Annotated in this window: 18 protein-coding genes; 3 read left to right on the top strand and 15 right to left on the bottom strand. The window is 62.2% G+C overall.

Going from position 1 to position 20,478, the window contains the following annotated elements; all coding sequences use genetic code 11:
* Position 1 precedes the first annotated feature (1 nt).
* From OH720_RS16685 to yghU, 9 genes are all read right to left on the bottom strand, one after another.
* A complete protein-coding gene (locus OH720_RS16685; RefSeq protein ID WP_272602068.1) occupies positions 2-763 on the bottom strand; it encodes an FAS1-like dehydratase domain-containing protein in 762 nt (253 codons plus the stop codon).
* A 5-nt stretch (positions 764-768) separates the two neighbouring features.
* Positions 769-1,527, bottom strand: a complete 759-nt coding sequence (locus OH720_RS16680) for a 3-hydroxybutyrate dehydrogenase (protein ID WP_272602067.1) — start codon at positions 1,525-1,527, stop codon at positions 769-771.
* Positions 1,528-1,529: 2 nt separating this feature from the next.
* Positions 1,530-3,494, bottom strand: a complete 1,965-nt coding sequence (locus OH720_RS16675; protein WP_272602066.1) for an AMP-binding protein — start codon at positions 3,492-3,494, stop codon at positions 1,530-1,532.
* A 29-nt stretch (positions 3,495-3,523) separates the two neighbouring features.
* Positions 3,524-4,507, bottom strand: a complete 984-nt coding sequence (locus OH720_RS16670) for a branched-chain amino acid ABC transporter permease (RefSeq protein WP_272602065.1) — start codon at positions 4,505-4,507, stop codon at positions 3,524-3,526.
* Between the two features lie 4 nt (positions 4,508-4,511).
* The gene (locus OH720_RS16665) at positions 4,512-5,399 is read right to left on the bottom strand and encodes a branched-chain amino acid ABC transporter permease (RefSeq protein ID WP_272602064.1); all 888 of its coding nucleotides are present in this window, start codon (positions 5,397-5,399) and stop codon (positions 4,512-4,514) included.
* A 21-nt stretch (positions 5,400-5,420) separates the two neighbouring features.
* Entirely contained in the window at positions 5,421-6,686 is a 1,266-nt protein-coding gene (locus tag OH720_RS16660) for an ABC transporter substrate-binding protein (RefSeq protein WP_272602063.1), read from the bottom strand.
* Between the two features lie 58 nt (positions 6,687-6,744).
* Positions 6,745-7,467: an ABC transporter ATP-binding protein gene (locus tag OH720_RS16655; RefSeq protein ID WP_272602062.1), complete on the bottom strand. Its 723-nt coding sequence runs from the start codon at positions 7,465-7,467 to the stop codon at positions 6,745-6,747.
* The gene (locus tag OH720_RS16650; protein ID WP_272602061.1) at positions 7,460-8,218 is read right to left on the bottom strand and encodes an ABC transporter ATP-binding protein; all 759 of its coding nucleotides are present in this window, start codon (positions 8,216-8,218) and stop codon (positions 7,460-7,462) included. Before OH720_RS16650 ends, OH720_RS16655 begins: the two co-directional genes overlap by 8 nt.
* Before the next feature lie 509 nt (positions 8,219-8,727).
* On the bottom strand, positions 8,728-9,567 hold the full coding sequence (gene yghU, locus OH720_RS16645; RefSeq protein ID WP_272602060.1) for a glutathione-dependent disulfide-bond oxidoreductase: 840 nt from the start codon (positions 9,565-9,567) through the stop codon (positions 8,728-8,730).
* Positions 9,568-9,718: 151 nt separating this feature from the next.
* Between yghU and OH720_RS16640 the strand changes: the two genes are divergently transcribed.
* Complete coding sequence (locus tag OH720_RS16640) at positions 9,719-10,345, top strand: dihydrofolate reductase family protein (protein ID WP_272602059.1); 627 nt, start codon at positions 9,719-9,721, stop codon at positions 10,343-10,345.
* On the opposite strand, the gene OH720_RS16635 is transcribed toward OH720_RS16640, so the two are convergent.
* The gene (locus OH720_RS16635; RefSeq protein ID WP_272602058.1) at positions 10,342-11,664 is read right to left on the bottom strand and encodes a DUF1329 domain-containing protein; all 1,323 of its coding nucleotides are present in this window, start codon (positions 11,662-11,664) and stop codon (positions 10,342-10,344) included. The genes OH720_RS16640 and OH720_RS16635 overlap by 4 nt on opposite strands.
* A 315-nt stretch (positions 11,665-11,979) precedes the next feature.
* Between OH720_RS16635 and OH720_RS16630 the strand changes: the two genes are divergently transcribed.
* Positions 11,980-12,843 (top strand): MBL fold metallo-hydrolase, encoded by an 864-nt coding sequence (locus OH720_RS16630; protein ID WP_272602057.1) that lies wholly within the window; start codon positions 11,980-11,982, stop codon positions 12,841-12,843.
* A 364-nt stretch (positions 12,844-13,207) separates the two neighbouring features.
* On the opposite strand, the gene OH720_RS16625 is transcribed toward OH720_RS16630, so the two are convergent.
* The 5 genes from OH720_RS16625 to OH720_RS16605 form a co-directional block, all read right to left on the bottom strand.
* Positions 13,208-14,392 carry an acetyl-CoA C-acyltransferase gene (locus OH720_RS16625; RefSeq protein ID WP_272602056.1) on the bottom strand — a complete coding sequence of 395 codons (1,185 nt, stop codon included), beginning with the start codon at positions 14,390-14,392 and terminating at the stop codon, positions 13,208-13,210.
* Between the two features lie 175 nt (positions 14,393-14,567).
* Positions 14,568-16,151 (bottom strand): arylsulfatase, encoded by a 1,584-nt coding sequence (locus OH720_RS16620; RefSeq protein WP_272602055.1) that lies wholly within the window; start codon positions 16,149-16,151, stop codon positions 14,568-14,570.
* On the bottom strand, positions 16,148-16,588 hold the full coding sequence (locus OH720_RS16615) for an acyl-CoA thioesterase (RefSeq protein ID WP_272602054.1): 441 nt from the start codon (positions 16,586-16,588) through the stop codon (positions 16,148-16,150). Before OH720_RS16615 ends, OH720_RS16620 begins: the two co-directional genes overlap by 4 nt.
* A 4-nt stretch (positions 16,589-16,592) precedes the next feature.
* Positions 16,593-17,876: a histidinol dehydrogenase gene (gene hisD, locus OH720_RS16610; protein ID WP_272602053.1), complete on the bottom strand. Its 1,284-nt coding sequence runs from the start codon at positions 17,874-17,876 to the stop codon at positions 16,593-16,595.
* A 42-nt stretch (positions 17,877-17,918) separates the two neighbouring features.
* Positions 17,919-18,965: a LacI family DNA-binding transcriptional regulator gene (locus OH720_RS16605; protein WP_272602052.1), complete on the bottom strand. Its 1,047-nt coding sequence runs from the start codon at positions 18,963-18,965 to the stop codon at positions 17,919-17,921.
* Between the two features lie 244 nt (positions 18,966-19,209).
* Here OH720_RS16605 and OH720_RS16600 point away from each other — a divergent pair, with 244 nt between their 5' ends.
* The gene (locus tag OH720_RS16600) at positions 19,210-20,352 is read left to right on the top strand and encodes an acyl-CoA dehydrogenase family protein (RefSeq protein WP_272602051.1); all 1,143 of its coding nucleotides are present in this window, start codon (positions 19,210-19,212) and stop codon (positions 20,350-20,352) included.
* Positions 20,353-20,478: the final 126 nt, after the last annotated feature.

The raw sequence follows: 20,478 nt of genomic DNA, 5'->3' as shown, positions 1-20,478 counted from the left end.
TTCAGTCGAGTTCGGCGTAGCCTCTGATGCGAATGCGATTGTTCTCGTTGGCCAGTATCAGGTTGCGGCGAGTGCTGCCTGACAGGTACAGCCTTGGGTGATCGCCCAGGGCAATGGGCGACAGGAAGCGCACGCCAAAACGGCGCAGGCGCGAGCCGGGCAGCAGGCTGCCGAGCAGGCCCATGCCGAGCATGCCCTGGGCAAACACGTCCGGGTGCCCGGCTTTCTGCGCAATGGCCGGTTCCAGGTGGACGCGGTTGTGATCCCCCGAGGCGCTGGCAAATGCGTGGATTTGCTCGCGGCTGATCTCGGGGGCGATGCGTGCCGGCGAATCGTGTGTATCGAGCGTCGGTCCGGCGTTGGGCGCGCCCGGTTGCGGGACAGCGACATAAATACTGAGCATCTCGCAAGCCAGCGAACCGTCCGGGGCCATCAACCGGGTTTGCTTGTGCAGCAGGCTGAAACGCGGCTTGTTGATGACCTCGCTCAGGTGCGCGCTGCTGCGGTACACATGGCCTGGCCGCAATGGCTGGTGATAGTGGAAGTGTTGTTCGCCATGCAGCAGTTGATGGGCCTCAAGCCCGGTCAAGGTGAACAGCTGCTCGACCACGCCCTGGTCCATGTCGGCACTGTAGACGAGGGTTGGCGGCAGATTGATGTAAGGGGGAATGCCAATGGCCTGATTCAGGGCCGAAACGCGTTCGGCTTCGAACGACCATTGGCATTGCGCGAACCGGTGGCCGGCGAGCGCGGCGAAATCCATGCCGGTCACCAGCCGCCGGCCACGCTAAGCGACTCGCCGGTAATGGCGCGCGCAGCGTGGGAGGCGAGGTACACGGCGCTGTCGCCGATTTCGCTGGGTTCGAGCAGGCGCTTGAGCGGTTGGCGCGCCAGGATGTGGCGTTGCAGCGCTTCATCTTCGCTGATGTGGTCCTGGGCCGCCAGTTGCGGCAGCTGGTTTTCCACCAGGGAAGTGCGCACGGCGCCGGGCAAAATGGCGTTGGCGGTGATCCCTCGATTTACGGTCTCAAGGGCCAGGGTTCGGGTCAGGCCGATCAGGCCGTGTTTGGCGGCAACGTAGGCGCTCTTGTAGGGCGAGGCCAGTTTGCCGTGCACCGAAGCGATATTGATGATGCGCCCACTCTGCTGTTCGAGCATGCCCGGCAGGGCGTGTTTGCACATCAGGAAAGGCCCCGTCAGCATCACGGCCAACAGGGTGTTCCATTGGCTCAGCGGGAAGTCCTGCACGGGCGCGATGTGCTGCAGCCCGGCATTGTTCACCAGCACATCCACGGCGCCGTGCTCCGCCAGCAGTTGCTCATAAAAGGCGACGATCTGCGCCTCGCTGGTGACGTCCAGCGCAAAGGCGCGGGCGCTGGGCAAGCTGCTCGCGGCCTGTTCGGCGGCCGCCAGGTTGACGTCGCACAAGGCCACGAAATCACCCTGGGCGGCGAAGGCCCGGGCAATCGCCAGGCCGATGCCCTGGGCGGCACCGGTGACCACCACGGTACGTTGCGTCGGGTTCATGTTCAGGCTCCCGTTGATACAGGTTGCAGGTGGCAGCGACTGATGACGTCAAGGGCGGCGGGATTTTCCATTGACGTAAGGTCGCCCGCGTCCTGGCCCAGGTAAGCGGCGCGTATCACCCGGCGCATGACCTTGCCGTTGCGGGTCTTGGGCAGCTCGCTGACGTAATGCAATTGCTTGGGACGCATCGCCTTGCCCAGTCGGGCGCCGATCAGGCCAAGCAGTTCGGTTTCCAGCTCGGGGGTCGGTTCGCTGCCTGGATGGAGCACCACGAAACACACAGGGGCTTCACCCTTGATTTCGTCGGGAACGCCGATGGCCCCGGCCTCAAGCACCTGGGCGTGGCTGACCAGGATCGATTCCATTTCCGCAGGACCGATGCGCTTGCCGGCCACGTTCAGGGTGTCATCGGAGCGACCGGTGATGGTCCAGAAACCTTCGTCATCGATGATCGCCCAGTCACCGTGCACCCAGGTTTCAGGGAAACGGTTGAAGTACGAGTCTGCATAGCGCTGGGGTTCCTGCCAGAAACTCTGGGTCATGCCGATCCACGGCTGGCGCAGCACCAGCTCGCCCAATGCCTGGCGAACCGGCTGACCCTGAGTATCGCAAACGTCAGCCGCCATGCCCGGCATGCGGCTGTTGAAGGTCACCGGGGCGATCGGCTTGATCAGCACGTTGGTCAGGATGCCGCCGCCAATTTCGGTGCCGCCGGCGTAGTTGATGATCGGATAACGGCCCTGACCTACGGTGTTGAATAACCACAGCCAGGGCTCCGGGTTCCAGGGCTCGCCGGTTGAGGTGAAGGTGCGCAGGGCACTCAGGTCATGACCTTGGGCAATGGCTTCGCCATGCTGCATCAGCGAGCGGACGAGGGTAGGGGATACGCCGATGTGCGTGGCGTGGTGGCGTGCGCCGAGTTTCCACACCCGGTCTGCTTGTGGGTAGTCCGGCGAGCCTTCATAGATCACGGCGCAGGCACCGTTGATCAGGCTGCCGAAGACCACCACCGGGCCGGTCAGCCAGCCCATGTCAGTGATCCAGAACAGCCGGTCGTTCTGCCCGACATCCATGCACAAACCGACATCCAGCGCCGCCTTGAGCGGGAATCCGCCGTGGGTATGCACCGCGCCCTTGGGCTTGCCGGTGGTGCCGGAGGTGTAGATGATCATCATCGGAGCCTGGCTGTCCATGACCGCTGTCGGGCACTGGCTGCCGTCGCAGGCTTGCAGGGTGGCAAAGTCCAGGTCGCGGGTCGGGTGCCAGGGGATGTTGCGGCCGAGGCGTCGCACCACCACGACTTTTTCCAGGGACGGGCTCAGTGCGGCGGCCTTGTCGGCCTCTTCCTTCATGGCGATCACCCTGCCGCGGCGCATGAAGCCGTCGGCGGTGATCAGCAGCTTGGCTCCGCAGGCTTCGATGCGCGTGGCCAGGGCTTCGGCGCCATAGCCGGAGAAGGCGGGCGTGAAGATCGCGCCGAGCTTGACCACCGCCAACAACGCGACCACGGTCTCGATCAGCATCGGCATGAAAATGGCGACGCGGTCACCGCTGACCACGCCCAGTTCGCTCAGGCCCTGGGCGACGTTGTCGACCCGTCGCGCCAGCTCGCCGTAGCTCACTTCAAGGCACTGGCCGTCTTCGCCTTCCCAGATCAACGCGGCTTTCTGTGCGTGCTCGGGGTCGACAGCCCAGCGTTCCAGCGCCGTGCGCAGGATGTTGAGCCGGCCGCCCTCGTACCAGCGCGGATGCTTGATGCCGCCCGCGGCATTGAGCGGCGTTTGATAAGGCTGGTCCCAGACAATGCCCAGGGCCTTCTCCAAGGCGCTGGCGAACCATTGTGGATCGTTTGTGGAGCGCTCGATGAAGGCGTCATAGTCAGGCTCGCGCACTTCCTGCATCCACTGGTGCAGGCGCGTGCGACCAATGAAATCGGCGGACGGCGTCCAGACGGCGGAGGTGTTCATGGTCATGTCCTTATCGCTGATCAATGGGATCACTTGAAATTCTTCTTCACAAGCAGCTTGATCGATCCGACTACACCGGAACGGAAGCAGAGTACGCAGAGCACGAAAATGCAGCCAAGGATCGGCGTGCCCCAGGTACCCAGTGGCGATTGCGCCAGCAGGTGTTGCAGCGAGATGACGATGCCGGCGCCGACGAAAGGGCCGAGCAGGGTGCCGACGCCGCCGAGCAAGGTCATCAGCACCACTTCGCCGGACATGTGCCAGTGCGCATCCGACAAGGTCGCCAGCTGAAACACCACGGCCTTGGTGGAACCGGCAAGGCCGGCAATGCCCGATGAAATGACAAAGGCCAGCCATTTATACCGCGTGACGTTGTAGCCCAGCGACGTGGCGCGGTCTTCGTTCTCGCGGATCGCCTGCAGGATCTGCCCGAAAGGCGAGTGCACCACGCGCTTGGCCAGGGCGAAGCCCAGCACGGTGATGGCCAGTACGAAGTAGTACATGGCGTGGTTGTCCGCCAGGTCAATGAACCCCAGCAGCTTGCCGCGACTGATGCCGTGCAGGCCGTCTTCGCCACCGGTGAAGGGGGCCTTGAGGAACAGGAAGTACAGCAGTTGCGCGAGGGCCAGGGTGATCATCGCGAAATAGATGCCCTGCCTGCGTATCGCCAATGCACCGAACAGCGCACCGACCAGCGCGGCAGCGGCAGTTCCGCCGATGATCGCCAGTTCCGGTCCGATGCCCGGGTGTTGGCTCAACAGATAACCGGTGCTGTAGCCGCCAGCGGCGAGGAACGCGGCATGCCCGAAGGACAGCAGGCCGGTATAGCCCAGCAGCAGGTTGAACGAGCAGGCAAACAGGCCGAAGCACAAAAGCTTCATCAGGAATACAGGGTAAGCGACCCAGGGGGCGATCAAGCCGACCGCGATCAGGGCGATGTACAAGGTGTTGAGCTGGCGTCGTTCACGGATCCCGCGCTGTTGCGCGAAGGTCAGCAGAGATTGAGTGTTCATGGGCTTACGCCTCCTTTCCGAACAGACCGTTGGGGCGTACCAGCAGTACCAGGATCATCACCAGGAAAATCACCGTGCCGGATGATTCGGGCCAGAACACCTTGGTCAGGCCTTCGATCAGGCCCATGGCGAGCCCGGTGAGGATCGCCCCCATGATCGAACCCATGCCGCCGATGACCACCACCGCGAACACCACGATCAACAGGTTGGAGCCCATGGTCGGCGACACCGAGTAGATCGGCGCCGCCAACACACCGGCGAAAGCCGCCAAGGCCACGCTGAAACCGTAGGTGAGGGTAGTCAGTAGCGGCACGTTGACCCCGAAGGCCTGCATCAGCGCCGGCTTTTCGGTGCCAGCGCGCAGGTAGGCACCCAGGCGCGTTTTCTCGATCACGTACCAGGTGAACAGGCACATCCCCAGGCCAGCCGCCAGCACCCAGGCGCGGTAGGCCGGCAGGAACATGAAGTCCAGCTTGAAACCGCCTTGCAGCGCCGGCGGGATCGGGTAATTGCTGCCGGACACGCCGAACAGGTTGATGAAGCTGCCTTCGATAATCATGGCCAGGCCGAAGGTCAGCAGCAGGCCATAGAGATGATCCAGGTGCGCGATGCGCCGCAGCAGCAGGCGCTCGATCACTATGCCCAGGGCGCCGATCAGCAGCGGCACCAGGAACAGCGCCGCCCAATAGTTCACGTTCAGGTACTTGAGCAACAGCAGCGCGGCGAAGGCGCCGATCATGTATTGCGCGCCGTGGGCGAAGTTGATGATGCGCAGCAGGCCAAAGATCACCGCCAGGCCCAGGCTCAACAGCGCATAGAACGCGCCATTGATCAGGCCGAGCAATAATTGGCCGAACAGGGCTGCCAGGGGTACCCCCAATAGCATGGTCATGTCAGTCGTCCTCGGGTTTGGTCAGGGGCGTAACGTGCTGGCGACTTTCTGATCGGCCGTCACGAGCTTGCACTTGCTTTGTGAAAGCGGCAGGAAAGCTTCGTCCGCCGGGATCGTGCCGAGGATCTTGAACAGATCCCACTCGCCCGTGGATTCCTCGGGTGCCTTGACCTGGGCCAGGTACATGTCATGCACCATGCGGCCATCGACCCGAACCCGACCGTTTTTAGTGAACATGTCGTTGATCGGGGTCTTGATCATGTACTCGCGCACGGTCTGCGGGTCGTCGGAGCCGGTGGCTTGCACCGCCTTGAGGTACTGGTAAGTGCTCGAGTACATGCCCGCCTGAACCATGGTCGGCATGCGCTGGGTGCGCTCGAAGTAGCGCTTGGCCCAGGCGCGGGATTCATCGTTCATGTCCCAGTACCAGCCTGAAACGAACTTCGTGCCCTGGGCCGTCGGCAGCCCGATGGCCTTGATGTCGGTGATGAACACCATGAGGCTGGCCAGGGTCTGGCCGGCTTCCATCAGGCCAAATTGCTTGGCGGTGGAGATGGCATTGACCAGGTCGGAGCCGGCGCTGGCCAGGCCGATGATCTTGGCGCCGGAGGCCTGGGCTTGCAGGATGTACGAGGAAAAATCGCTGGTCTGGAACGGGTGGTTGGCCTTGCCGATGATTGTACCGCCGTTCTCGACCACCGCCTTCGACACTTGCGCCTCCATGGCGTGGCCGAAGGCGTAGTCGGCGCTGAGCATGTACCAGGTGTCACCGCCGCTGGCGACGATGGCCTTGGCCGCACCGTTGGAGACCGAGTAGGTGTCGTATACGTAATGCAGGTGGTTGGGCGTGCAATATTCGTTGGTCAGGCTGGCAGCGGCGGCGGTGGAGACGATGGCAAAGCGTTTCTTTTCTTCGACCAGGCGGGTGACGGCGATGGCCACCGGTGAGGCGTTGAGTCCGGCGATCAGGTCGACATTGCGCTGGTCGATCCACTCGCGGCTGATGTTGGCGCCCAGGTCGGCGTTGTTCTTGTGGTCGGCGGAAAACAGCTCGATTTTGTCCTGGCCGATCTTGCCGCCCATGTCCTCGATGGCCATGCGTATGGCTTCCAGGCCGCCGGGGCCGGCGAGATCGCTGTAGGGGCCGCTGAGGTCATCGAGGTAGCCGATGCGAATCTCATTGTCGCTGATGCTGGCCTGCGCGGTGCTGGCGAGCAGGCCGCAAAACAGGCTGGCGGTGATCGCCCGGGCCATCAGGGCGGTACTGAAGTTGAATGCTGCTGACATGCGAATCTCCACGGCTTGAGAGCACGCTAATTGTTGTTATGGGTCGTTTACAGCAGGGTCAAACGCCAAGCATGGCGTTCAGTTGATCGCGTTTGCCGTCCAGTTCCGCGGCGCTGAAGTGTTCGACGACCTGACCGTGTTCGATCAGGTAATGACGATCGGCCAGGGGCGCGGCGAAGCGGAAGTTCTGCTCCACCAGGACGATGGTGATGCCCCGGCGCTTGAGCTCCACCAGCACTTCGCCCAGGCGCTCGACGATCACCGGGGCCAGGCCTTCGGTGATCTCGTCGAGCAGCAACAGGTTCGCCCCGGTGCGCAGGATCCGGGCCATGGCCAGCATCTGTTGCTCGCCGCCGGACAGGCGCGTGCCTTGGCTTTTGCGGCGCTCGTGGAGGTTGGGGAACATGTCGAAGATTTCCTCGAGCGACATGCCGCCCGTGGCCACGGTTGGCGGCAGCATGAGGTTCTCTTCCACGTTCAGGCTGGCGAAGATGCCGCGCTCTTCCGGGCAGAACCCCACGCCAAGACGGGCGATCTGGTGCGCGGCGGTCTTCACGGTCTCCTGGCCGTTGATGCAGATCGAGCCGCTGCGGCGGCCGACCATGCCCATGATCGATTTCAGGATGGTGCTGCGGCCGGCGCCGTTGCGGCCGAGCAGGGTGACCAGTTCACCGCGATTGACCGTCATGTCGACGCCGTGAAGGATGTGCGACTCGCCGTAGAAGGCATGCACGTTGGCCAGGCGCAGTTGTTCGCGTGGTGGATTCTGTACGTCAGACATGCCCAGCCTCCTTGCCCATATAGGCTTCGCGTACCTGCGGGTTGGCCGATACGCTGGCGTAGTCGCCTTCGGCCAATACGCTGCCGCGGGCCAGGACGGTGATGCGATGGCACAGGCTGCTGACGACGCGCAGGTTGTGCTCGACCATCAACACCGTGCGGCCCACCGCGACCTTGCGGATCAGTTCAACCACCCGCTCGACGTCCTCGTGACCCATGCCCTGGGTGGGTTCATCGAGCAACATCACCTTGGGTTCCAGGGCCAGGGTCGTGGCCAGTTCCAGTGCACGCTTGCGCCCGTAGGGCAGTTCGGCGGTCTTGTGCAGGGCGAAGTCCTGCAGGTCGACTTGTTCAAGCAGGTGCATGGCGCGCTGGTTGAGGTGGTCGAGGGAGTTGGCGGCTTTCCAGAAATGGAAGGACGTGCCGAGCTCCCGTTGCAGGGCGACGCGGACGTTTTCCAACACGCTCATCTGGCCGAACACCGCCGATATCTGGAAGGAGCGCACCAGCCCCAGGCGGGCGATCCTGTTGGGCGCGAGCTTGCCGATGGCTTTTCCTTGATACAGCACCGCGCCGCGGGTGGCTGGCAGGAAGTGGGTCAGCAGGTTGAATACCGTGGATTTGCCGGCGCCGTTAGGGCCGATCAGGGCATGGATATGCCCCTCCTGCACTTGAAGATCGACCGAGTCCACGGCCGTGAAGCCATTGAACTCCTTGGTCAGCCCCCGGGTTTCAAGAATGACATTGCTCATCGCTGTTCTTCCTGCCTGGTGATGGTTTGCTTGGCTAGACAGTCCCCATGCCGCATGTGCAGGGGGTCAACCTTGACCGCTGGACGCACGCGAAACGGTCGAACGGTCGGGCAGGAATTTATGAGAGATATAAGTCATCATATTGTCATTAATCGCATCACACCAAATTTTGGTAGGATGGATAGCTGACGTCATTTTTTCGGTCTGTCTCATTGCAAGCACCTGTTTCACAAGATTTGATTGTTTTTATGGTGATGTGAATGCTTTGTCGATGGAGCAGACAATACGCTCGACGATTTATTAATGTCAACATGTTGTCTTTAAATGTGAGCGGCACGCAGGCGTCATCGTCCTTGCTACCTCAAAGGTGAGGCCGCAGTGGGCAGTTCCTGCAGTCAGGTATCCAATGAGGGGGGAGGTGACACGTTGAAAGCGGCCAGTCGACCTTGCGACGACTGACCGTGCTGATTTTTGCGGGGCGTCCGGCGTCGATAACGCCGGACAGCTCTTCAGCCCAGATCAGCAGCCTGATGCCGCTCAGGCACCTGGGTTGCTTCGTCCCCCCACGTCCGGTTGACGCGCTGGCCACGGAGGACCGCAGGCCGATCGGCGATTTCCTGCGCCCAGCGCTGCACGTGGGTGTATTGATGGGCCGATAGAAACTCGGCAGCCGAGTACACGTTGTCGCGCACCAACTGGCCGTACCAGGGCCAGACCGCGATGTCGGCGATGGTGTAACGGTCACCGGCCAGGTAAGGGCTTTGCGCAAGCCGGCGGTCGAGGACATCCAGCTGCCGCTTGGTCTCCATCGTGAAGCGGTTAATCGGGTATTCGTACTTCTCCGGCGCGTAGGCGTAGAAATGCCCGAAGCCGCCGCCCAGGTAGGGCGCCGAACCCATTTGCCAGAATAGCCAGTTGAGGGTTTCGGTGCGTCCTGCGGGGTCGGTGGGCAGGAATTCGCCGAATTTCTCCGCCAGGTAGAGCAGGATCGAACCGGATTCGAAGACGCGGATTGGCGGCTCCACACTGCGATCCAGCAGCGCCGGGATCTTCGAGTTCGGGTTGATCTCGACAAAGCCGCTGGAGAACTGTTCGCCCTCGCCGATGCGGATCAGCCAGGCGTCGTACTCGGCGCCGGTATGGCCAAGCGCCAACAGTTCTTCCAGCAGAATGGTCACCTTCACGCCATTGGGAGTCGCCAGCGAATACAGCTGCAACGGGTGCTTGCCTGTCGGCAGCGTCTTGTCATGGGTCGGGCCGGCAACAGGGCGGTTGATATTGGCAAACTCGCCGCCAGAGGGCGCATTGTGTTTCCAGACCTTGGGAGGAACATAAGACGCTTTGCTCACGAGATGGACCCCATAGTGTGTAGTGATGGCGTTGAACGCTTACGATCGCGCAGGGTTAAAACAGTATGTCGTGTGAGCAATACGAGCAACTGCTGTCGATTTCGCAGAGTCCCGTTCGACTATGGGTCAGGGACAGCATCAGGAGAAACCTATGCGCAAGCTCATCGTTGCCGCTTTCATCAGTCTGGATGGCGTCATTCAAGCGCCCGGCGGGCCTGACGAAGACACCAGCGGCCAATTCCGCTTCGGTGGCTGGATAGTGCCTTACTCGGATGAGACCTCTGGCCAGGCCATACGGGATCTGTTCTCACAGCCCTTCGAGTTGCTGCTGGGACGTCGCACCTACGACATATTCGCGGCGTACTGGCCGCGGATAAACGCTGGGGCGCACAACTACATCGCCGACCTGTTCAACGCGGTGCCCAAGCATGTGGCCACCCATCACCCCGATACGCTTGAATGGCACAACAGCCATGCACTGCAGGGCAACTTCGTCGACGCCATACGCACGCTCAAGGAACAGGACGGCGCCCACCTGTTGACCCAGGGCAGCGCCGACCTGGTGCGCCAATTGCTGGCAGCGGGGTTGGTGGATGAGCTCCGGCTGATGACGTTTCCCGTCGTCCTCGGGCACGGCAAGCGCCTGTTCGACGATAACGCACACGCGTCGGCCTTCACGTTGGAGCATTCGACCAGCACCCCTGGCGGCGTGTTGATCAACCGTTACGTGCGCAGCGGCGAGGTGCGCACGGGATCGTTCAACGTTGTTGAAACCTAACGAATACCGGCCCCCGCCATGGACTCCGGCACCCACTGCGCCGTCGATAGCGGCTCGATGTATTTGATGCCGCCGTGGGGGCCCACCACGCCATTGATGTTGTAGGTGCCACGCGACAGGTCGTACGTCATGAACGGAGTGGCATCCGGGACTTGTTGGTCATAGCTCTGGCTGAAGAAAGCGAAGGAGCCACGATACAGCTGGCCACTGGTGTCGTACTGATCGGAGGCCACCGCGGCCCAGGTATCTTCATCCAGGTAAAAGCGGCGCTTCTGGTAGATGTGCTTGGCGCCGGGCTTGAGATTGCCCTCCACCACGTAGACCCGGTGCTTTTCCCAGCGCACGTAATCCGGGGAAACGAAATTGGGGGTGGTCAGCGATTTGGCTTCGCGGGCGTAGGTGAGTTTGTAGGTGTTGTAGGGCACGATCATTTCCCGCTTGCCCACCAGCGTCCAGTCGTACAGCTCGAGTGCACGGGCGGTGCCGGGGTTGGGCGTGTCGTAGGCCAGGATCGAAATCTGTTTGACCCGGCGCTGGGCGGGCATGTACTGCCAGGCGCGGCCAGGAAACTCCGTGGCATTGGTGGCGTTCTTGAGCATGATCGACTCGCCGGCTCGGCGCGCAGGCCCGGTATAGGACAATTTCAACTGATAATAAATGTCCGAGCTGCTGAACGGCTTCGACATGTTCTCGTAGATCGGGAAGGACACGTAGGCCTCGCCGGTGACCGCCAGGCTCGGCACGCCCGCCGTGTCGACGCTCCAGGAGTCGTACTTGGAATGGATGTTGACGCCCTGGTAGCGCAGCAGGAAGTTCCACATTGCTTCGGCGCCCGACTGCGGGATCGGAAACGGCACCCCGGGCATCACATTGTCGATGGCCGTTCCGCCCTCGAGGGCTCGGGCGTTGGTGGCATTCGTGCGGCTGTTGTCCAGTACCGCCTGTGGCAGCGATGCGGTGCGGTGGGTCGGATACACGTCGACGCGAAAGCCGGGGTAGCGCCGGGCCAGCGCGACGGTGGTGGCGGTGAGCATGCCTTTGTACGCATCGACGTTCTTGCCGTTGATCACCAGCAGCGGTTTTTCGTGGGCAAAGGGGTCAGGGCGCATGCTGTCGCCGGCCTTGAAACTTGCGGGGGCCGTGGTCAGGCCACCGCTGTAGGGCGGAATGGAACCGTCGGCATTGCCGGCCTGTTCTGCACCCACTCCCGTCAGGCTGGTGCCCAGCCGGGCGGCTTCCTGGCTCGATACATAGGCGTGGGCATCGATGGCCAGCCCCATGAGGGGGATGGCGGCCAGAAGACTTTTCACGAATTTCATCTTGTTATGCTCCTGCCAGGCGTACCAGGCAACTCGTGACTCAGAGGCCACGGTCGCATCCGTCGGCGCAATTGCCAGAGTTTGTAGCTCCATTAAAAAGCCTGTGCTGGGGGGGCGCTTCGCATTTGACGACAGTTACTTGGCTATTGATGACAGGGCCGCAGCTTTGGAGAGGATGTGAGCGTGTTGGCCAGTGATCCGTCCGGGACCCACTCCACAAGGGTGGGGGCGTCGGCGTGAAGGAGGATTATTCTTCAAGCCTCATAAAACCCGCACGTTCTGCAAAGGTGGGGCGAATTCGAAGAGGTGTCTGTCGTGAACCGTTGTTTATCCACTCTGGCCGGTAGCAGTCGCAAGCTTGATGGTGGCGTGATGTTCGGCAATACGCCGCGGCAGTTGTGGGCTGACTGGATCAAGCCTGACCAGGACAACCTGGTGGACCTGGCCTCGCGTGGCCTTTTGGTACAGCAAGGGGGCAAGAATATCCTGGTGCTGGCCGGTGCCAGCGCCTTGCTGGCGCCGCTGCGACGGACCTGCAGCTGCCAGAAACATCCCCCGGGATTGCTCGACAGCCTGGCGCAACAGGGCCTGGCCGAAGGCGACATCAATGCGGTGGTGCTGACGCACTTGCATGCGCAACTGACGCCTGAACTGAGTGCGGCGATCGAAGAGGGCAATACACCGCGCTTGCTGTTTCCTGCTGCGCATTACATTACCGGGGAGCGCCATTGGTCCCGTGCTCTTCACAACCATCCCCATGATCGCGCTTTATTCGTCCGCCAGATCGTGCGCAGGTTGCAGGGCAGTGGTCGGCTGGTGCTGGTCGATGACGCCCGCTGCAAAGAGCTCGGTGATGGTTGGCAGTTCCACTTCAGCGATGGTTACACGCCAGGGCAATTGATCCCGGAAATCACCATGCCCGGCGGGCCGGTGGTGTTTGCCGGTGACCTGATTCCCGGTACCCACTGGTTGCGCCTGGACGTGACGACGGCCAACGATCGCAATCCGGAAGGGTTGGTGGGGGAGAAAGAACGGCTGTTGGACCACCTGGTGGCCAGCGGTGGTCGCCTGGTGTTCTCCAGTGATCCGCAGATTGCGATGATCAAGATCATGCGTGATCGACATTCGCGTTATCAGGCGTTTGATACGTACACCACGTTGAGCCGTTTCGAGTGTTGATGGTTTCTCTCACCATCTGTTGTACCGCGTTATCGTTTTTTCGCCTGTAGGAGCCAGGCTTGCCGGCGAACCAGACGCTGCGGTGTGTCTGTTGCACCGCGTTATCGTTGTTCGCCGGCAAGCCTGGCTCCTACAGGCGAACCAGACGCTGCGGTGTATCTGTTGCATCGCGTTATCGTTCTTCGCTTGTAGGAGCCAGGCTTGCCGGCGAACCGGGCAACGCGGTCTGTCTGGTGTACCGCGTTATCGTTCTTCGCCGGCAAGCCTGGCTCCTACAGGTTGAACCAGGCGCTGCGGTGTATCTGTTGCACCGCGTTATCGTTCTTCGCCAGCAAGGCGTTCTGGCGATAAGGACGGCACACTCTCACAGCACCTCGAACAACCCGGCCGCCCCCATGCCGCCACCCACGCACATGGTCACGACCACGTATTTCACGCCACGGCGTTTACCCTCCAGCAAGGCATGACCGACCATGCGCGAGCCGCTCATGCCGTACGGGTGACCGATGGAGATCGCGCCGCCGTTGACGTTGAGCCTGTCGTTGTCGATGCCCAGTTTGTCGCGGCAATACAGCACCTGGCAGGCAAATGCTTCGTTGAGTTCCCAGAGGCCGATGTCATCGACTTTCAGCCCGTGCTGCTTCAGTAGTTTTGGCACGGCCAGCACCGGACCAATGCCCATTTCCTCGGGCGCCAGACCCGCCACCGCGATGCCCCGATACACACCCAGCGGTTGCAGGTTGCGCTGTTCGGCCAGGCGCGCGTCCATCAACACGCAGGCACTGGCGCCATCGGACAATTGGCTGGCGTTGCCGGCGGTGATACAGCCGCCTTCGATCACCGGTTTGAGGTTGCTCAGGTCTTCAAGGCTCGTTTGTGGGCGATTACCTTCATCCAGGCTCAAGTTGACCTGTTCCTGGCGCACCTCGCCGCTGGTTTTGTCCTGCACCTGCCTGGTCACCTTGACCGGCACAATTTCCTGGCGGAACAAACCAGCCTGTTGCGCTGCAAAGGTGCGCTGTTGCGATTGCAGGCTGTAGAGGTCCTGTGCTTCGCGGCTGATGCCGTAGCGCTTGGCCACCCATTCAGCGGTTTGCAGCATTGGCATGTAGGCCAGGGGGACGTTGCGCAGGACGCTTTCGTCGTGCTGGCTGCCGACCCATTCCATATGGCGATTTTGCACCAGGCTGATGTGTTCCTGGCCCGCACCGACGGTCACCTGCATGCCGTCGACCATGATTTGCTTGGCGGCGGTGGCGATGGCCATCAAGCCCGAAGCACACTGGCGATCCAGGGTCTGGCCGCTGACCGTCAGCGGCAGGCCCGCGGCCAATGCGCTCATGCGCCCCAGGTTCCAGCCGGCAGTGCCGGCGGGCATGCCGGTGCCCATCACCAGGTCTTCGATTTCACCCGCCTCGATACCGGCGCGCTCGACCGCGGCGCGAATGGCGAAACTGGCCATGGTCGGGGCAGTGGTGACATTGAATGCACCGCGAAACGCCTTGCCGATTGGCGTGCGGGCGGTGGAAAGGATGACGGCTTCTTTCATCGTGTTGTTCCTGTTGGGGGAGGGGCGGCCCGTTGTTGAGCCATGCCTCGATCTCGGGCAGCGAGTAAAGCGCGTCCACGATAGAGAGGTGCTCCGGGCATTTACCCCCCTCCTTTGGGGTGGACGGAGCACAGCCACTTCGTGGGGTTGCGTGGGACCCGCCGGATTCCATTCTTCACTGTGGCTTGTGCTGACTCCTCAGGAAGTCCTGCACCAGGTTCGATCGGTCGAACGACTTGGCCGCCTGCACCGGCGGGTACTCGGCCAGGGACTTCAGGTGTGCGCCGATCAGCTCGCTCATCGGTGCCGAGATCCACGACGACTTCTGGATCATGTGGCCGTAGGAATCATTGCTGTCGTAGCTTTCGAACGGGTCGCTGCGCAGGTTGAACATCAGCGGTGCAAACAGCGCCTTGATCGGCGCGTAGTAGTCCTCCTTGGTTGAGAAGTGCAGCTTCCACGGGCCGATGCGTACGGCGGTCAACTTGCTCTCGATGTAGTAGAAGAGGCTGGTACGCGCGCTTTCCGGCGCCTTGCCGGTCCAGTAGTCGAGGTTGTTGATGCCATCGATGTACTGCTTTTTCTGCACTTTCATGCGCTCGACCACGTCCGGCACACCCGCCGCCGCGGCCAGGGTGGTGAACATGTCCTGGTGCGCCTGGATGCCATTCTTGATCTGGCCCGGCTTGATCACACCCGGCCAGCGCAACATCGAGGGTACGCGCACGCCGCCTTCGTAGGTGGTCATCTTCTCGCCACGGAAGGGGGTCGTGGCGCCATGGGGCCAGGAGGAATGTTCCGGGCCATTGTCGGTGGAGTACCAGACGATGGTGTTGTCATCCAGGCCGTTGCGCTTGAGGAAGTCGAGCACCTGGCCGATGTCATGGTCGTGCTGCAGCATGCCGCTGCCTTGCATGTCGTCTTCGTGGGTGTACGGGGCGGCGGCATGTCGCCACTTGTCGTTGAGGTGGGTGTACAGGTGCATGCGGCTGGTGTTGAGCCAGACGAAGAACGGCTTGTCGTCGCTCTTGGCTTTGCGCATGAAGTCCAGCGCATGGGGGATCACTTCGGCCCCGTCGAAATCTTCCATGCGCTGGGTCGTCAGCGGCCCGGTGTCCTCGATGGTCTGTTTGCCGACCAAGCCAAATCGTGGGTCTGACGTCGTGTCGTCCTTGTCGCTGGCGAAGCTGTGCAGCACGTCACGGGTGGCGAATTTTGTGGCGTAGGCCTGCGGTCCGCCGGGATAGGCCTTGGCGAAATTCTGGTAGTCCGCGTATTCACGCTGTTCCTCGGTATTGAGGTGGTACAGGTTGCCGAAAAACTCGTCGAAGCCATGCACCGTCGGCAAGTTGGGATTGTTGTCGCCGAGGTGATTCTTGCCGAACTGGCCAGTGCGGTAACCCGCCTCTTTCAATACTTCGGCCAGGCTTGGCGAGGCGGCTTGCAGGCCGAGCTTGTCGCCCGGCTGACCCACGGTGGTCATCCCGGAACGAATCGGGTACTGGCCGGTGATGAACGCCGCGCGACCGGCCGTGCAGGAGGGCTGCCCGTAGTGATCGGTGAAACGGATGCCCTGCATGCCGATCTGGTCGATATTCGGCGTGGTGTAGCCCATGGTGCCCATGCCGTACGCACTCACGTTCTGCCAGCCAATGTCGTCGCCCCAGATCACCAGGATGTTGGGTTTGACCGACTGCGCCTGCACCAGTGGAACGGCAAGCGCAACGCAGCCCAGGACAAGCTTGCACAAGGTATTCATGACGCCACCTCGATGCTCTCCAGCGCGCGGCGCAAGGATTCAGGTAGCGCCACCGGCCGGCGCGTCACGCGATCAACATAGACGTGGACGAAGTGACCCTGCGCCGAAGCCTCGTTGTTGCCATTGGCGAACAGCCCCACTTCATAACGAACGCTTGAAGTACCCAGGCTCGCCACGCGCAGCCCGGCGCGCACCAGGTCGGGGAAAGCGATGGACGAAAAGTAGCTACAATGGGTATCGACCACCAGGCCGACTGCAGGACTGCGCTCGAAGTCGAGCACGTTCTGCTCCAGCAGCCAGCCGTTGACCACGGTGTCGAACCAGCTGTAGTAGATGACGTTGTTGACGTGACCGTAGACGTCGTTGTCCATCCAGCGGGTGGTGATGTCGCGCAGGTAGGGATAGGCGTTGCGCTCGTGCGGTACGGGTTTGCTCATGGCGTCAAGCCTCCTGCTTCATGCGGCGCACGCGGATATCCGCCTGCTCCTTGTGGCCGGACATGTATTCGTAGCCACACAGCCGTGAGCAGTACTCGCCGATCATCACACTGGCCTCATCTGTCAGCACGCGCTGGTAGGTGTGGGTCTTGATGAACTTGCCCACCCACAGCCCACCGGTGTAACGCCCCGCGCCCATGGTCGGCAGCGTGTGGTTGGTGCCGATGACCTTGTCGCCATAGCTGACGTTGGTGCGGTGGCCGAGAAACAGGGCGCCGTAACGCGTCATGCGGTCGTGGTACCAGGCCGGATCCTGGGTCATCACCTGCACGTGTTCGGAGCACAGGCGCTCGGCGACTTCCAGGGCCTCTTCGTCGGTGTCGCACAGGTAGATCTCACCGAAGTCGTTCCAGGCCACGCTCGCGACAGGCGCGGTGTCCAGCCGTGAAAGCACCTGGTCTATCGCGGCCGGCAATTCTTCGGCGATTTTTTGGCTGGTGGTCACGCAATAGGCGGGGGAGGTCGGGCCGTGTTCGGCCTGGCCCAGCAAGTCGACGGCGACCAGTTCGGCATCCACCGTGTCATCGCAGATCACCAGGGTTTCGGTCGGCCCGGCGAACAGGTCGATGCCGACACGGCCGAACAACTGGCGCTTGGCTTCGGCGACATAGGCATTGCCCGGGCCGACGATCATGTCGACGCCGACGATGCTCTCGGTGCCGATGGCCATGGCCGCCACGGCTTGCACACCACCCAGGCAGTAGATCTCGTCAGCGCCGGCCAGGTGCATCGCCGCGACGATCTCCGGGCACGGCCGGCCTTCGAATGGCGGTGCACTGGCGATTACGCGCTTGACGCCGGCGACCTTGGCGGTGAGCACGCTCATGTGGGCGCTGGCGATCAACGGGTACTTGCCGCCTGGGATGTAGCAGCCCACCGAATTGACCGGGATGTTGCGATGACCGAGAACCACGCCGGGCAAGGTCTCGACCTCGACATCGTGCATCGAATCCTTCTGGATCTGGGCAAAGCGGCGAATCTGCGCCTGGGCGAACCTGATGTCGTCGAGCGTCTGAGCGGGCAGGCTGGCGATGCACGCGTCGATCTGTTCCTGGGTCAGGCGCATGTCTTGCGGCGCCCAGTGGTCGAACTTTTCGGAGTAGTCGCGCACCGCAGCATCACCGCGTTGCTCGATGTCAGCCAGGATAGCTTCCACGGTGGCGCGCACCTGGGCTTGATTGCTCGCTTTCGCCTGGGCCGACTGGCCTTTCTTGAGTTGTTGAATCACCGGATATTTCCTCTGGATTGTTTTTGTTTTAGCGATTGGGGGTTATGCGGAGGTGCGCAACACCAGATGCCCCGGCACCTCGTGGAGTGCCTGGTCGGCGCCGTCGCCGGGGCGACCCTTGCCCAGCAAGCGAATGGCGCAATCGATCATCTGGCTCAGGGGCTGGTGCACGGTGGTCAGTGAGTTTTCCGGCCAGGCGGCAGCGCGGATATCGTCGAAGCCGACCACGGCGACATCCTCAGGTACGCGCAGGTTGGTGTTCATCCGCAGGTAACTCAGTACGCCGAGGGCCATCACGTCGTTGGCGCAGAACACCGCGTCGATGGCGGGTTGCCCAGCGCTGAACAGTCGGGCCGCCGCGTCGCGCGCGCCTTCGTAGGTGTATCCACCCTCAACGCAGGCAACCAGGCTTTGACCGTACGCGACCAGGCCCCGCTCGAAGCCGCGCAAGCGATCAGCCGTGGTGGAGATGCCCGGATCACCGGACACGAAGGCGCAGGCCTGGCGTTGTTGTCCCACCAGATAGCCGGCCACCTCGGCGGCCATGCGCTCGTTATCGCAGCACACCGACCAAACGCTCGCGTCCTCGACACGGCGGTTCATGAACACCAGGCCGACACCCTGGCGTGCGCACAGGTCCGCCAGGTGTGAAGACAATTTCGCGGCGGTCACCACGATCCCATCGACCTGGTACTGCAGCAGTTGCGGCATCAGTTCGTCCGCATCGCCCCCCGGTGGCACCACGAACAGCAGCAGTTGCCGGCCTGCCTGGCGCAGTTGCAGGGAAAGCTCCTCGACCAGCGCCGGATAGAAGGGATTGGCCATATCGCCAACCACCAGCGCAACGATGCCGGTCTTGCGCTGGTTCAGTGAGCGGGCGATGGCGTTGGGCCGATAGCCCAGTTGATCGGCCATGGCAAGGATGCGCTCGCGCAGCTTGGCCGAGATGCGCGACTGCGCATCGAAGGCGCGAGTGACCGTGGAGGTGGCGACCCCTATGCGTTGGGCAAGGTCCCTGGCGGTGACGCGCACGACGGGCGTCGAGTGCTGCCGGGCCGATAGACCCTGCTTGGTGCTGTCGTGCTGCATGTCGTTCACTCCGGCCGCTTTTCAGTCTTGTGCAAACGTGTGCACTCATGGACCGGATGCTATCGGCGCAAAGCCGATTCAGGCTCCCCCCGAAGAGAGGGGGGAGCGGACAGCGTCGCAAACCACCCCATGCGCAAGGCAACAAACATGGCCTACCCGCTTCGAGGGGGCAGGGCGAGCGTGTACCGCCCTAAGGTGGCGTAAAGGCGTCCATCGCCAGAGCCCATCTATTGGAGGTAATTGAATGATCCCGCGCACTCTCTTCGATCATGAACATGAAGCGTTTCGCGACACCGTAAAGCGGTTTCTCGCGCAGCAATGCACGCCGTTCCATGAACAGTGGGAAGAGGACCATCGGGTTCCCCGGCAGATCTGGGAGCGCGCCGGTGAACTGGGCATGCTCAACGCCACGACCCCGCAGGAATATGGCGGCCTGGGCCTGGACCGACGCTTTTCGATGATCGCCGTGGAGGAAGTGGCCCGCGCCGGGCTTTCCGGCTTGAACGGTTTCAACGTGCACGACATCTGTGCCGGCTACCTGATCAACTTCGGCACCGAAGCACAGAAACAGCAATGGCTGCCGAGAATGGCCAGCGGCGAAGTCATCGCCGCCGTGGCCATGACTGAACCCGATACCGGTTCCGACCTGCAAGCGGTCAAGACCCGCGCCGTGCCCGACGGCGATGACTACGTGATCAACGGGGCCAAGACCTTCATTTCCAATGGCACCAACAGCGACCTTATCGTGGTGATCGCCAAGACCGGCAATACCGGCAAAGGCTCGCGGGATATCTCGCTGATCCTGGTGGAGGCCGACCGGGTCGGCGTCACCAAGTCCAAGCCGCTGCGCAAGGTCGGCCTGCATGCCCAGGACACCACCATGCTGTTCTTCCAGGACGTGCGGGTGCCCAAGGCCAACATCCTGGGGGGCGAGCCTGGCCAGGGGTTTTATCAGCTGATGAAGGAGCTGGCGTGGGAGCGCCTGAGCATCGGCATCCTGGCCATTGCCGCAAGCCAGGCGGTGCTCGAGCAGACCATTGGCTACACCCGCGAGCGCAAGGCCTTCGGCACGCCGATCATCGAATTCCAGAATTCGCGCTTCAAGCTGGCGGATCTCAAGACCGAAATCGTCATCGGGCAGACCTACATCGATCGCTGTATGGAACTGATCCTGCAACACGAACTGAGCCAGCAGGCAGCAGCGGCGGCCAAGCTGTGGTGCACCGAGCTGTATTCCAAGGTAGTGGACCAGTGCGTGCAGCTGCATGGCGGCAACGGCTACATGCTCGAGTACCCGGTTGCCCGGCATTACCTGGACAGCCGTGTCAATCGCATCTACGGCGGCGCCAACGACATCATGCGCGAACTGGTGGCGCGAACCCTCTGAATCGGCCTGACGTCTGCGGATGTACCCAGCCCCCTGTAGGAGCGAGCCTGCTCGCGATGGTCGTCAACGATTACGCGGGCAACCTGACACCCCGCGGCGTTCTCGGGTCCATCGCGAGCAGGCTAG

Source organism: Pseudomonas sp. WJP1, assembly GCF_028471945.1.
In the GTDB taxonomy this organism is placed as follows: domain Bacteria; phylum Pseudomonadota; class Gammaproteobacteria; order Pseudomonadales; family Pseudomonadaceae; genus Aquipseudomonas.
Note: the sequence above shows the minus strand (reverse complement) of the source record. Positions and strands in the feature narration are given on the sequence as shown.

What these genes read in the sequence shown, in the direction of transcription:
- OH720_RS16665 (WP_272602064.1), bottom strand. Translation starts at nt 5,399, where the DNA reads ATGACCATGCTATTGGGGGTACCCCTGGCAGCCCTGTTCGGCCAATTA.
- OH720_RS16600 (WP_272602051.1), top strand. Translation starts at nt 19,210, where the DNA reads ATGATCCCGCGCACTCTCTTCGATCATGAACATGAAGCGTTTCGCGAC.
- OH720_RS16620 (WP_272602055.1), bottom strand. Translation starts at nt 16,151, where the DNA reads ATGAATACCTTGTGCAAGCTTGTCCTGGGCTGCGTTGCGCTTGCCGTT.
- OH720_RS16660 (WP_272602063.1), bottom strand. Translation starts at nt 6,686, where the DNA reads ATGTCAGCAGCATTCAACTTCAGTACCGCCCTGATGGCCCGGGCGATC.
- OH720_RS16670 (WP_272602065.1), bottom strand. Translation starts at nt 4,507, where the DNA reads ATGAACACTCAATCTCTGCTGACCTTCGCGCAACAGCGCGGGATCCGT.
- OH720_RS16685 (WP_272602068.1), bottom strand. Translation starts at nt 763, where the DNA reads ATGGATTTCGCCGCGCTCGCCGGCCACCGGTTCGCGCAATGCCAATGG.
- OH720_RS16655 (WP_272602062.1), bottom strand. Translation starts at nt 7,467, where the DNA reads ATGTCTGACGTACAGAATCCACCACGCGAACAACTGCGCCTGGCCAAC.
- OH720_RS16640 (WP_272602059.1), top strand. Translation starts at nt 9,719, where the DNA reads ATGCGCAAGCTCATCGTTGCCGCTTTCATCAGTCTGGATGGCGTCATT.
- OH720_RS16625 (WP_272602056.1), bottom strand. Translation starts at nt 14,392, where the DNA reads ATGAAAGAAGCCGTCATCCTTTCCACCGCCCGCACGCCAATCGGCAAG.
- OH720_RS16680 (WP_272602067.1), bottom strand. Translation starts at nt 1,527, where the DNA reads ATGAACCCGACGCAACGTACCGTGGTGGTCACCGGTGCCGCCCAGGGC.
- OH720_RS16615 (WP_272602054.1), bottom strand. Translation starts at nt 16,588, where the DNA reads ATGAGCAAACCCGTACCGCACGAGCGCAACGCCTATCCCTACCTGCGC.
- OH720_RS16605 (WP_272602052.1), bottom strand. Translation starts at nt 18,965, where the DNA reads ATGCAGCACGACAGCACCAAGCAGGGTCTATCGGCCCGGCAGCACTCG.
- OH720_RS16675 (WP_272602066.1), bottom strand. Translation starts at nt 3,494, where the DNA reads ATGAACACCTCCGCCGTCTGGACGCCGTCCGCCGATTTCATTGGTCGC.
- OH720_RS16635 (WP_272602058.1), bottom strand. Translation starts at nt 11,664, where the DNA reads ATGAAATTCGTGAAAAGTCTTCTGGCCGCCATCCCCCTCATGGGGCTG.
- OH720_RS16650 (WP_272602061.1), bottom strand. Translation starts at nt 8,218, where the DNA reads ATGAGCAATGTCATTCTTGAAACCCGGGGGCTGACCAAGGAGTTCAAT.